Genomic DNA, 11,735 nt, shown 5'->3' on the forward strand with positions numbered 1-11,735 from the left:
CGGCAGGCCTAGATAGACCGCCTGGCTGACGATTGGCTGACGAAGGCGTTCTCCCGGACCGATAAAGAAAATCCGAGACCTGGCTCAAGCGTTGATGAATCGGGCTGCGGCCTACACCGGCCGGCGAAGGCCGCAGGTCAGGCCGCCTGGGCCTGCGATCGGGCGCTGTCTATCTGAGGAGCGTCTTGAGCTGGCTGGGACGAAGAGATTACGGAAGGTTGAGAATATCGAGACGAAGCGCTGCAGGCTTCCCCGGCGAACGGAAGCCCTGCATCGTTCGCTCCCGCTTTCGCAGCGGCACATGGGAATTCTCGGCCCTGTTGTTGAAGCCCCTGTGCGCGGTGCTCGGCATCCGGCATGACCTGCCGTTTCGCCGCTCAATAGGACCGCAGTGTGATTGTTCATGGAATAGGGACCCTGCTTGAGGGGTCGTTTTCATCCAAACGGGACCCCCCTTAACGCAGGGGCGCGACACTGCTTCCGGTTTCATCGGAGGCATTTGTTTTGATGTTGGTTGTGAAGCCGATTGCAAAGATACGCCGGCTTTCGCTGGTTCAGCGCAAATCGATCAAGCAGATCTGCCGGGAATTGAAGGTCTCTCGGGAGGTGGTCCGCAAGGTCCTGCGTTCGGGGCAAACGGAGTTCCGCTACGTGCGCAAGCACCAGCCGTTGCCTCGGGTGGGTGCATGGCGCGATGAGCTTGAGCGGCTTTTGGCGACCAATGCGACGAAGCCGTCGCGGGAACAGCTGACGCTGATCCGGATTTTTGAGCAGCTTCGCGATCTGGGCTATGACGGCAGCTACAGCTCGGTCTGGGGGCATACGCGGGCCTTTGAGGAAGAACGGGGCAGCGCCGCCGCCGATGCGTATGTTCCGCTGATCTTCGCGCCGGGCGAAGCCTACCAGTTCGACTGGAGCCACGAGATCGTTGTTCTGAACGGGGTGACGCGACGGTGAAGTTGGCGCATATGCGGCTGTGCCATAGCCGGATGTTCTTCGTCAGGGCTATCTGCGCGAAAGCCAGGAGATGGTGTTCGACGCGCAGGATCGGGCGTTTGCCTTCTTCCGGGGCACCTGCACGCGCGGCATCTATGACAACATGAAGACGGCTGTGGAGACGATCTTCATCGGGAAGGAGAGGCAATACAACCGCCGCTTCCAGCAGATGCGCCGCCACTATCTTGTCGAGCCGGTGGCCTGCACGCCGGCGTCGGGCTGGGAGAAGGGCTAGGTCGAGAACCAGGTCGGGCTGTGCGCGAGCGCTTCTTCACGCCGAGGCTCCGCTTCAAAAACCTGGAGGAACTCAACGCCTGGCTGCTCGACCGATGCATCGCTGTGCGGGAAGGCCTCGCGAAGCCTGAACTTGTCCAGCGCGCGCCGCGACGACAGCCGGAGGATCGATTGATGACACTCGTCGCCCGCATTGCCATTGCCGATCCGGACCTCAGTCTGCGGGCGATCGCGGCACAGCTCGAGACAATGCGGGAGCGGACGCCGCGCGGCGGCTGGCAATGGGCGGCCTCGTCGGTCGAGCATCTGCTCGATCATGCGAGGCGTCTCGGTTTAACGGTGCACGAACCCGCTGACGGCTGAAACGGGCATCCGCCGCCGTTCTCCCGCCCTCCCGTTTCGTCCTGGTGTGACAAATAAGGAGAAATTCTACTCTCCCTCTGGCGTAACGTCGGACCCTGCCCACAAGTGCGGAAGACTGGCGTTGTGATTCCTGATGTTCAGAGCCTTCCATTGCAGCGCGGGGGAAGTTCCCTATCGCGTGCTTGACGGCGGCATCGCCTTGGAGACTGCTGACGTCGATCCGTCCCTCTTCGTAGAGAGCATCAAGGAACGACATCTCGCCGCGATCATGTTCGAACAAGGGCGCCAGTCGTTCTTGCCATTCGGCCAGCACGAGCTCGCACCAGGCTTCCGGGCGGCCGTCCTTGTCGAACATGTCGCTCTTCACGACGGTCAGCAATTTTCCGCGGAGTTCGTTGGTGTCGTAGCTATATCCGTTCAGCGAGGCCGTCCGCCAGTTCAGGTCCGCCCCGATCGCGAGCGTAGCGAGCTTGACCTGTTTCCAATCCAGCCCGCGGACGTGCAGCAGGCGCCATGCGTCCTAGAGATCGCGCGATGCGCAGCGCGCGGCCATCGCGACGCTTTTTCCGGCGGCGATCTCGCGCAGATCCACAACGGGGATTTTCTTCGCGGTGTAGCCGCCCAGAGGAACGGAATTCATTAGCGACGTCCCGAAGAACGGCGTGCGGTACATGTAGTTGACGTCGACCTCGATCGTGCCGGGCCGCCGATGGGCCGAAACGTACCTGAAGCGCCACTTTTCGCCGCCGTGTTCGTCGCGCGGGGTTCGGAAAAGTTCGTAGCTGTAGTTCCCCATAAGGAGTGGCAGACGCTTCATGATGAGCGCCTTGTCGGCGAGCATCGTTTTTCCGATCTTCGCACCGACGTAGTTCAAGTCGATATCCACCGACAGACGATCGAGACCGAGATAGAACAGGTTGAGCGCCGTACCTCCTTTCAAAGCGAACAGATGGCCGATCTCCCTGTCCTTGGTGAGTCGGTCGAGCACGTCTATGAGCGGACCACGCGTTCGATTGTCGCGGCTTCGAACGACAGTTCATTGGAAAGCTTCTCCAGGCGTTCTACCGAGATCATGGCGCCATCTCCGGAGAGCCACCTTCGAACGAAGGATGTGGAATTCGCTAGGCAGCACCACGTTCCATTCCGGATGCGCCTCGCCGGCCTGGGACGTCGTGCCTAGCACCGCGCGCGGCGACGACGGTGCCAACCGTTTCAAATCCTTCAGCATCTCGTCGTCGACGAAGAGGTCTTCGCGACGGCTCTCCAGCCAGCAACCGAGGATACCAGCGAGCGACTGGTTCTCGCGAGCTGTCGTCAACTCGACGAGCTTGGTCACGTCGAGGGCGCGCACGGTCGGTAGCGCGTTAGAGAGTTCTTCGGTGCCCGCCGCCAGGTCGGGCCGCTCGACGCAGTCGACGAGGGTGCCGATGACGCCGATCAGCCCGCGGCCGGTCCGCATCGGCAAAAACAGCCGCTTGGCGCCCGGCAGCGTATCCGAGCCGCGTCCGGCCGGGCGATCGTTGGACCAGGTCCAGTTCGCCGCTGCAGGTCGGCCCTGTCGAGTTCATCCTCGGGCGGATAGCCGGATTTTACGGTGAGCACGCCGTCTTCCGGCAGCAGCAGCACGACGCGTACTTTCAGCATCAGCGCGGTCTGATAGGCGATCGCCCACAGCACGTCGTCCAGTGTCGCGGTGCCCGCGAGCTTGCGGCTGAAGGCGTAGAGCGATTCGGTGGTGCGGAGCCTGCCGATCGCCGTAACCGCCTGGGTGCGGACCCGCGCCGCGACATTCGAGACCAGGATCGCAATCAGCATGAAGAAGAAGAAGGCGGCGACGTTGGTCGGTTCGGTGATCATGAAGGTGTAGACCGACGGCAGGAAGAAGAAATTGTAGCACAGCGAGGCGGCGACGCTGGCGCAAGGCCGACGGCCACGACCAGCGTACCGCCAGATCAATGAGAGGACGTCTTCAAGACGCTCGCCGCACATAAACTCAAGCGATACCGCCTGACTATTCCTCTGGCGGCTGACACTGATCCATGGGTAGCGACGCGCTTCACCTCGATCGTAGGCCTTGCCGCCAACTATGGCGTCATTCTTGAACCTGTTCTGGCGCTTCCGCTAACGTGGGGCGACAAGACCGATGCTGGCAAGTATCCTGCCGGCGACGCTGCTGCGATCTACTCCCAGGGCCACAATCGGACCCTGGCATTCGTTCGCCAGTTCGCATCTTCAGTCGGCGACTGAGAACTTGGTAACGAGATCAATCTGACCTTCCGTGATGGCAACGGCTCTCCATTGTTCGGCAAGGGATGGACCTCTGCCGAGTTCGCTGCATATCCGTCGATGGCCGACTTCGCCAATCTCTTGCGGGGAATGTCGGACGCGATCGAGCAGGTACGCCGCGACACCGGCAGAAACCTTCGGCGCATCGTCGGCACCACATCGACGATGTTCGGCTACATCGACTTCATGAAGGCGAATGGCGTCAAGATCGATGTGCTCGGCTATCACTAGACGAGCATGCCGGCGTGGACCCGACGAACTACTGGGGGCGGAGTTCGTCCCAACTTCAACCTGTTCACAAAGCTATCGAGCTACGGCGTTCCAGTCGCCATCAATGAGATGAACGGCGCCGAGATCTACGACGCACCCTTCGTCAACACCTCGACGTCTGCTCGATGTCGGCCTGTAACTCAAACCTAGATGCGATGCTGGCGAAGTTCTCTCAGTATTCGTTCATCGAGTGGATCGATCTCTACGAGCTGATGGACGAGCTGGACAAGACTGGTCCCGAAGGTCGGTTCGGGCTGATGTTCAATCTGTCGACCCCGAAGCCGCTCATGTCGACGATCGGTCATTTCGTTTTCCTGTCGATCACCCTGATCGCTTCAGCAACCTCAATGACCGCAACCGCGCATCCGGCATCGGCCTGTTCAATGCCGGTCGCCAGCTTGGCTGGTCTCATGGGAGCAGCCCTGCTCCACAGATCGATCGGCGATACCCGACCTGTCGGCTTGGAAGCTCGCGGTTCAGAGCGGCACGCTCATTGATCAACGCTCTTTGGCCTGTGAGAGACCAATCCGTCCTTCATCGCGCTCCGCGAATGTCTCCCCAGACTTCGTTTGTTCAGCAAAGGCCACAATGCTTGCTTCCGTTTCGGCGATCTGAGTCTTCATCTGTTCGGGACGCGCGGACCATCCGCCGCCATGCGCCTGATGCGGTCGATTTCTTCGGCTGTCTGAGCCTGCACCTCATCGGATCGAACGTGAGGGGGCGGCAATGCGCAGAGCTTCTCGAACTCATCGCTTTCGCTCTGGAGCACGATCGACGAGTAGTCGGAAAATACGATGAGGGCATCGACCAGCTCGTCGGTCTCGTCTAGGATCAAAACTCACGCACGCGGCGAGCCTTTGGATCATATTTTGTGGCGGCCGCTGAAGAGGATTCTGATTCGACATCCAGGCTATGATCCAATGGGGATGACAGAGGCTCAGCTCGCTGTTCCGGAGTCGTTCGAGAAGGCCGTTTGATAAAGCTCCTCAATCTTCGTGACTTCGTCTGGCGTTAATTGGGAGAATTCGTTGTCACGGGCGCGCTTTGAGTCGCCCTTCATTCTGTTGCAAGAATCCAAAGAGATTGTTGAGGGTGCGCTCCGGCATGTCGATCATGTTTTCGACGCCCGCCCGGAATGTATCGAAGCTCCGCAAGAACCGGATTTCCTTCGGAAGATCCTGTTCGATGGTCCTCTGCACGCATTCGTACAGAAACTCCGCGTGCGGCGATTTTGTCTTAGGATGGCGGCTGAAAACCGGAAAGTGGATGCCGGCGGATTGAATCCGTCGTACCAGGTGCGGCCATTGCCGTCCTCGAATGGATGGATGTAGACGAACTCGAAGGCCAGCACGGCGGCAGCCACGACGGGGTCAAGCTCAATTGACGAGGCCTGGTCGAACGCGATCAATCCGTGGACGAGGGAAGCGATATCTTCGTGATGCGCGCTGATATGGTCCGGAATGGGTCTCTGCGTCTCGTGGTCATGCTCACCGACGAAACCGCCTTCCTTCCGAAAGCCGAGCTTCACGAAACGCTCATCACCGATGACAATGTGGTGCAGCCGCAAGAAACACCGTCTCATCGAGCGGCGTCCATCCTGCTTCGCCGATGACCCTATCCCACCGCTGGATAAGATCCTGCGGCGGCTTCTCGCCTTCGATGACGCAGCTCGATTTTGAATCCTTGAGGAGAAGGGTCAATTGCGCGGGCCCGCCGCAACGCCCTGGCCATGGCGCCTGGCTCGGAACGCCGGCGCGCCCGTCAGGATCCGGCCCGATGGGCCTCGATGTTGTTCAGGAGGACTCGAAGCGTAGGCATAACCGGGTTCCTTGCCGATCGGCGGCCACCGCGGAGGACCACATGCTGCTGCTCGGCCGCAGGAACGCCATGGAGGGTCGTGACCTTCCTGCTCGAGACGGACATCCCGCACCGCGGCCGCCGGCCTGATGGCCGTCCGAGTGCCGCCGTGACATCGGCGACTATCGGCCTCATCTTGGAGACGGTCTCGCGAGCCCTGTCTATCAACGACGACAGGGATGCTCTCCCATTCACTGGAAGTCCGCCGCACCTCGTGCGGAAGGCTACCGCTTTACCGCTTAGCCGGGGCCTCTTGCGGCGGCTCGTCGTCGGCAATTGCCCGCCACGCTGCGCCGTCGAAGTCGTCATACTGACCGCTCCGAAGCGACCAGAGGAAGGCGACGAGGCCTGCACCTCCGAGTGCCAGCGCCAGCGGGACTAGGATCACCAGGATTTCCATCACGCAATCTCCCGCGACGCGCTACGCCCCCGCAGCGAATTCAGCATGACCAGGATCGACGAGCCGCTCATCGCGGCTGCTGCGATCAGGGGCGTCACGACGCCGCTGATCGCGATCGGCACCGCCAGGACATTATAAGCGATCGCGAGCCAGAGGTTTTGCAGCATCAGGCGCAGCGCCTTGCGCGCGGAATCGATGGCCGCGACGACCGGCGCCAGCGGCCGGCCGAGGAAGATGAGATCGGCGGTCGCCTGGCTGAGATGCGCGGCCGAGATCGGCGACATCGAGACATGAGCGGCCGCTAGCGACGGCGCATCGTTCATGCCGTCGCCGACCATCAGCACCTTGGCGCCGCGCCGCTTCAATTCCTCGATCCGCGCGATCTTGTCGGCGGGCGTGACGCCGGCGCGCCACTCGGGAACGCCGAGAGAATAGGCCGCCGCCCTCACCGCCGGCTCGCGATCGCCGGAGAGAATTTCGACGCCGATGTTGCGCGCCTTCAGCGCCGCGATCACGGCTTGCGCATCCGGGCGGAGGCCCTGACGCACCGAAAGGATGAATTTTTCGGCCCCCTTGCAGAAAGCCACGCTGGAGGCTTCGGGATCTAGACCGGCACCGTCGCCGACCAAGGCATCGGCGCCGCAGAACGACGGACGGCCGAGACGAATCTCGACGCCGTCGACCGTTGCCCGCACGCCCTGCCCGGCCTCCTCGATTGCACCCACGATCGGCGATTTGGCGACGGCGGCCTGCGCGACCGCGGCGGCCACCGGATGATGGCTCGACAGTGCAAGTCGACCGGCGAGGTCGAACATGTCTGCGGGGATGTCGGCCGCATTCGTCACCTCTAGATCGGGCAGGGTGAGCGTGCCGGTCTTGTCGAAGATGACATGATCGGCTTCGGCCAGCCGCTCGATGGCGTCGCCGGAATTGAGCAGCACGCCGGATTTGAACATGGCGCCGGAAGCGACAGTCTGCACCGTGGGAATCGCAAGGCCGAGCGCGCAGGGACAGGTGATGATCAAGACAGCAACGCCTGTCACGATCGCATCATGCCAGCCCGCACCGGCGATGATCCAGCCGAGGATGGTGAAGAGCGCGGTCGCATGCACCACCGGCGCGTAGAGCCGCGAGGCGCGGTCGGCGAGCCGCATGTAGCGCGAGCGGGCCTGGAGCGCATTGTCGAGCAACCGCGTGATCTCCGCGAGCAGCGTCGCCTCTGACGCCGCCGAGACCCGCACCCGCAACGTGCCCGAGACGTTCATCGATCCCGCATTGACCGGCGTGCCCTGCTCCGCCGTGACATAGAGCGTCTCGCCGGTGATCAGGCTCTGGTCGATCTCGGAGCGCCCCTCGATCACGGTGCCGTCGACCGCGCAGCGCTCGCCTGGCCGCAGCAGCACGATATCGCCGGGATGGATCGCCGCCACCGGCACGTGCGAAATTTCATCGGGGCCGACGAACTTCGCCGCGGTCTCCGCCTTCAGCGCGGCGAGATTGCCCGCGACCGCGCGGGTCCGCCGCCGCATGTTCTGGTCGAGGAAGCGGCCGACCAAAAGAAACGTGAGCAGCATGATCGCCGCGTCGAAATAGGCGTGCTCGGCGTGGTGGATGGTCTCGACCACGGACATGCCGAGCGCGAGGCACACCCCGATCGAGATCGGCACGTCCATGTTGGTGGTCTTGTTCGACAGCGCGCGCCAGGCCGAACGGAAGAACGGCTGGCCGGCATAGGCTGCCGCCGGCAGCGCGATCAGCGCCGACAGCCAGTGGAAGAAGTCGCGCTGCTCCGGCAACATGTCCGAGACATTGCCGGACCACACCGGGATCGACAGCATCATCACGTTCATGGTGGCGAACGCGGCGACGCCGAGACAGCGCAGCAGGAAGCGCGATTCGGCAACTTCAGTCGCCTCCGCGCTCTCGGTCTCGTAAGGGTAGGCCTTGTAGCCGAGCTCTTCCAGCCGATCGATGAGACGGCTTGGGTCGAGCGTGCCCTGCTTCCATTCCAGCGCGACGCGCCGGTCGGTGAGATTCACCCGCGCCAGCGTGACGTCGGGAATCGCCGACAGTCCGCGCTCGATCTTGGCCATGCATCCGGCGCAATGAACGCCTTCGACGGCGAGATCGATGTGCTGGACGCCTTCGCCCGCGGTCCGGACGTAGTGCGAGAAGTCCCGCGTGACCTGCATGGCGAAATCCTTCAGTTCAGGATCACGCGGTTGCGTGACAGGAAGACGCGCGCGCCACGCAATTCGCCCTCGATCACCATGTCCCATTGCCCGGGCACGACGGAGGCGGCATTGCCGCGATAGATGCCGATGCCCGCCTCCGAGAGCTCGACCGCGAGATCAGCGCGCTTGTCGGTCGGCCGCTCCAGGCGTCCGCCGAACCTCAACCCGCTCACCGGCTGCCCGGCAGCGTCGCGCGCTTCGACCTGGAGCACGGCATTGCCATCGGCGCGCCGCTCGATATGAGCGTTAACCTGCCATTTGCGCGCGGCTTGGTCCTGCGCCGCCGAGATCTCGCGGTCATAAGTGAGGCCTGCGGCATAGGGGCTGTCGACGTCGGTGCCGGGCAGCGTCGCGATCGCAAGCTTCAACATGGTCACGTTGACGCCGATCACGACGCCAAAGAAGGCGACCAGCATCAGGAACACCTTGGTCCCGGTCAGCGGCTTGGATGCCATGGGTGTCTCCTGGACTTACGGTGAGACGAAATTGTCGGTGGCGGACGCGGCCTCGCCGAGCCCGATGTCGGTGACGTGGAAGCGGACGGGAATAGACTTCTCTGGATTGCTGTCCGCCGGCGCGCTGACGAGCAGCCGCAACTCGCTGGTGGAGTCGCGGGGGATCACGATCATGGGCCGGTCCGGCGTCACGGAATCAACGCCGATGACGTGAATGGTCGCGTTGACCGGACCGTTCGCGTCGATCGCGATGATGCGGTCATAGCCGCTCTTGTTCAGCAGCCGCACCGTATAGGCGTTGCGAATCGAGCCGTCGCTGAGCCTGACCGCGACCGGATTGCGGTCGTGCAGCACGTTGACGTCGAGCAGGCTGCGGGTCGCGAGGGTGTAGATCATGATGCCGCCGACGGCCGCGATGATCGCGCTGTAGGCGACGGTGCGGGGCCGGACGATGCGGTAGACCGGCGCCTTGCCTTCCTGGCGGCGATGGATATTAATGTCGTTGTCGTAGCCAATCAGCCGCTTCGGACGGCCGATTTTGGTCATCACGTTGTCGCAAGCGTCGATGCAGAGGCCGCACTGGATGCATTCGAGCTGCGGCCCATTGCGGACATCGATGCCGGTCGGACAGACCGCGACGCATTGATAGCAGTCGACGCAGTCGCCCGCGTGCTCGCCGAGCGCACGCAGCTCCGCGGCCTTCTTGACCGAGGTACGCTTCTCGCCGCGATCGTAGCGGTAGGTGACGTTGAGCGCCCATTCGTCGGTGAGCGCCGCCTGGATCCGCGGCCAGGGGCACATATAGACGCAGACCTGCTCGCGCATGAATCCGGCGAGCACATTGGTCGTCGCGGTGAGGATGCCGATCCAGGCGTAGGCGATCATCGGCGCCTGAAAGGTGACGAGCTCCTTCACCAGCGTCGGCGCGTCGTTGAAGTAGAGCACCCAGGCGCCGCCCGTCCACCAGGCGATCAGGAGCCAGATCGAATGCTTGAGCACGATCTCCGAGATGCGCTCGAGCCTCATCGGATCGGACGATTTGTCCTTCTTCATCCGCTCGCGCCGATCGCCTTCGATCAGGCGCTCGACGGCGTAGAACAGGTCGGTCCAGACCGTCTGCGGACAGAGATAGCCGCACCAGATGCGGCCGCCGACCGAGTTCATCAGGAACAGCGCCACCGCGACGACGATCAACAGGCCCGTGAAGTAGTAGACCTCCTGCGGCCACAACTCGATGAAGAAGAAGTAGAAGCGGCTGTTGGGCAGATCGATCAGCACCGCCTGGCTGGGGGCGCCGAGACCGCGGTTCCAGCGCACGAAGGGCAGCAAGTAGTAGACGCCGAGGCAGAACGCCATCAGGCCCCATTTGATCCGGCGGAAGGTGCCGGAGACGCTCTGCGGATAGACTTTCTTCCGCGCAGCGTAGAGCGGCCCGTAATCGTCGTCCGATGTGAGTTCGTTCGGGTTCACGATTTTGTTCATCGCCTGGTACTTTTTGACAGGTGCGATTAAACCTAGACCCGACGCTGCGGCGTCCATTGATCCAGCGCAAACGGGGGCGTTTTGTTCGCCCCCGTCTTCCGTCAATGGGCTATTTTCCACCGCCCAGCGAGTGGACATAGACCGCCATGGCCTTGATGGTGGCCGGATCGAGCCGCCCCTCCCAGGCCGGCATGACGCCGCCGCGGCCCAGGCTGATGGTTTCGATCAGGCTCGCCTCGTCCGAGCCATAGAGCCAGATCTTGTCGGTGAGATTCGGCGCGCCCATCTCGGGGTTGCCCTTTCCGCCGTCGCCATGGCAGGCGACGCAATTCTCCGCGAAGATCTTTTCGCCCTTCGCCGCGTCGTAGCCCTTGCGGGTCGACAAGCCCGATAGCGACCGCACGTAATTGGCGACCGTGACGATCTCGTCGCCCTTCAGCACGCCGTCCTTGCCGAAGGCGAGCATTTGGCCCTCATGCGCCTTGGCGTGACCGGAACGCGCGCCGAACTGGACGGTCTGCATGATCTGGTCGAGCGTGCCGCCCCACAGCCAGTCGTCGTCGTTCAGGTTCGGATAGCCTTTCGCGCCGGCGCCGCCGCTGCCGTGACACGGTGCGCAATTGTCGCCGAACACGGTTTTCCCCTTGGCGCGGGCAAGCGCCAGCAAGGCCGGATCCTTTTCGATGTCGGCGAGTGAGGCCGCGCCGAGCGCCACCATCTTGTCGCCGCGGATCTTCTCGAGATTGGCGAGCTCGACTGCGACGTCGGCGCGGGACGAGTATCCGAACATGCCCGTGGTGTTGCTGGAGATCAGCGGCCAGGCCGGATAGACGAGCCAGTAGCCGATCGCCCAGACGATCGTGAGGTAGAAGGTGACTACCCACCAGCGCGGCAGCGGCGTGTTGAGCTCCTTGATGCCGTCCCACTCGTGCCCGGTCGTGGACCTGCCGGTGACGGAATCGATGTCGCTATGATGATCGGTCATGATCTCTCACTCCTCCCGCAACGGCAGGTGTGCCGCTTCGTCGAAAGCGGGCTTGTTGCGAGGCCAAAATGCGTAGGCGATGATCGCGAGAAAGATCGCGATGAAGACCGGCGTCCAGATCGTGGTCACGAGACCGGACGCAAGATTGTCGAGTGTCAGGATGGCTTTCATCG

General features: G+C 62.8%; 9 protein-coding genes and 5 pseudogenes. 4 read left to right on the forward strand and 10 right to left on the reverse strand.

From position 1 onward, the window contains the following. Positions 1-228: 228 nt before the first annotated feature. Positions 229-392, reverse strand: a pseudogene (locus IVA91_RS15615) (DDE-type integrase/transposase/recombinase); the annotation flags it as partial. Between the two features lie 115 nt (positions 393-507). Between IVA91_RS15615 and istA the strand changes: the two are divergent. Next, a pseudogene (istA, locus tag IVA91_RS15620) lies at positions 508-1,335 on the forward strand (IS21 family transposase); the annotation flags it as partial. Next, a pseudogene (locus IVA91_RS15625) lies at positions 1,336-1,593 on the forward strand (recombinase family protein); the annotation flags it as partial. 66 nt (positions 1,594-1,659) lie between these two features. Here IVA91_RS15625 and IVA91_RS37140 read toward each other — a convergent pair. Both IVA91_RS37140 and IVA91_RS15635 read right to left on the reverse strand, forming a co-directional pair. Next, positions 1,660-2,667: pseudogene (locus IVA91_RS37140) on the reverse strand (nucleotidyl transferase AbiEii/AbiGii toxin family protein). 349 nt (positions 2,668-3,016) lie between these two features. After that, positions 3,017-3,510, reverse strand: a pseudogene (locus tag IVA91_RS15635) (DUF4118 domain-containing protein); the annotation flags it as partial. Between the two features lie 429 nt (positions 3,511-3,939). On the opposite strand from IVA91_RS15635, the gene IVA91_RS15640 reads away from it, so the two are divergent. Both IVA91_RS15640 and IVA91_RS15645 read left to right on the forward strand, forming a co-directional pair. After that, positions 3,940-4,110, forward strand: coding sequence for a hypothetical protein (locus IVA91_RS15640; RefSeq protein ID WP_247458936.1), 171 nt, complete (start codon positions 3,940-3,942; stop codon positions 4,108-4,110). A 194-nt stretch (positions 4,111-4,304) separates the two neighbouring features. Beyond that, complete coding sequence (locus IVA91_RS15645) at positions 4,305-4,646, forward strand: hypothetical protein (protein WP_247458937.1); 342 nt, start codon at positions 4,305-4,307, stop codon at positions 4,644-4,646. Positions 4,647-5,260: 614 nt separating this feature from the next. Here the strand turns inward: IVA91_RS15645 and IVA91_RS15650 are convergent. From IVA91_RS15650 to IVA91_RS15680, 7 genes are all read right to left on the reverse strand, one after another. Beyond that, a complete protein-coding gene (locus tag IVA91_RS15650) occupies positions 5,261-5,716 on the reverse strand; it encodes a Fic family protein (RefSeq protein ID WP_247458938.1) in 456 nt (151 codons plus the stop codon). Between the two features lie 522 nt (positions 5,717-6,238). Next, positions 6,239-6,406 (reverse strand): cbb3-type cytochrome oxidase assembly protein CcoS, encoded by a 168-nt coding sequence (gene ccoS, locus IVA91_RS15655; RefSeq protein WP_247458958.1) that lies wholly within the window; start codon positions 6,404-6,406, stop codon positions 6,239-6,241. Further along, entirely contained in the window at positions 6,406-8,598 is a 2,193-nt protein-coding gene (locus IVA91_RS15660) for a cation-translocating P-type ATPase (RefSeq protein WP_247458939.1), read from the reverse strand. Before IVA91_RS15660 ends, ccoS begins: the two co-directional genes overlap by 1 nt. An 11-nt stretch (positions 8,599-8,609) precedes the next feature. Continuing rightward, positions 8,610-9,095: a FixH family protein gene (locus IVA91_RS15665; RefSeq protein WP_247458940.1), complete on the reverse strand. Its 486-nt coding sequence runs from the start codon at positions 9,093-9,095 to the stop codon at positions 8,610-8,612. A 15-nt stretch (positions 9,096-9,110) separates the two neighbouring features. After that, the gene (gene ccoG, locus IVA91_RS15670; protein ID WP_247458941.1) at positions 9,111-10,577 is read right to left on the reverse strand and encodes a cytochrome c oxidase accessory protein CcoG; all 1,467 of its coding nucleotides are present in this window, start codon (positions 10,575-10,577) and stop codon (positions 9,111-9,113) included. A 109-nt stretch (positions 10,578-10,686) separates the two neighbouring features. After that, entirely contained in the window at positions 10,687-11,562 is an 876-nt protein-coding gene (gene ccoP, locus IVA91_RS15675; RefSeq protein WP_247458942.1) for a cytochrome-c oxidase, cbb3-type subunit III, read from the reverse strand. Between the two features lie 6 nt (positions 11,563-11,568). Next, entirely contained in the window at positions 11,569-11,733 is a 165-nt protein-coding gene (locus IVA91_RS15680; protein ID WP_247278982.1) for a cbb3-type cytochrome c oxidase subunit 3, read from the reverse strand. Positions 11,734-11,735: the final 2 nt, after the last annotated feature.

This window comes from Bradyrhizobium sp. 153 (assembly GCF_023073835.1).
In the GTDB taxonomy this organism is placed as follows: domain Bacteria; phylum Pseudomonadota; class Alphaproteobacteria; order Rhizobiales; family Xanthobacteraceae; genus Bradyrhizobium.

What these genes read in the sequence shown, in the direction of transcription:
- IVA91_RS15640 (WP_247458936.1), top strand. Translation starts at nt 3,940, where the DNA reads ATGGCCGACTTCGCCAATCTCTTGCGGGGAATGTCGGACGCGATCGAG.
- IVA91_RS15645 (WP_247458937.1), top strand. Translation starts at nt 4,305, where the DNA reads ATGCTGGCGAAGTTCTCTCAGTATTCGTTCATCGAGTGGATCGATCTC.
- ccoS (WP_247458958.1), bottom strand. Translation starts at nt 6,406, where the DNA reads ATGGAAATCCTGGTGATCCTAGTCCCGCTGGCGCTGGCACTCGGAGGT.
- IVA91_RS15660 (WP_247458939.1), bottom strand. Translation starts at nt 8,598, where the DNA reads ATGCAGGTCACGCGGGACTTCTCGCACTACGTCCGGACCGCGGGCGAA.
- IVA91_RS15665 (WP_247458940.1), bottom strand. Translation starts at nt 9,095, where the DNA reads ATGGCATCCAAGCCGCTGACCGGGACCAAGGTGTTCCTGATGCTGGTC.
- ccoG (WP_247458941.1), bottom strand. Translation starts at nt 10,577, where the DNA reads ATGAACAAAATCGTGAACCCGAACGAACTCACATCGGACGACGATTAC.
- ccoP (WP_247458942.1), bottom strand. Translation starts at nt 11,562, where the DNA reads ATGACCGATCATCATAGCGACATCGATTCCGTCACCGGCAGGTCCACG.
- IVA91_RS15680 (WP_247278982.1), bottom strand. Translation starts at nt 11,733, where the DNA reads ATGAAAGCCATCCTGACACTCGACAATCTTGCGTCCGGTCTCGTGACC.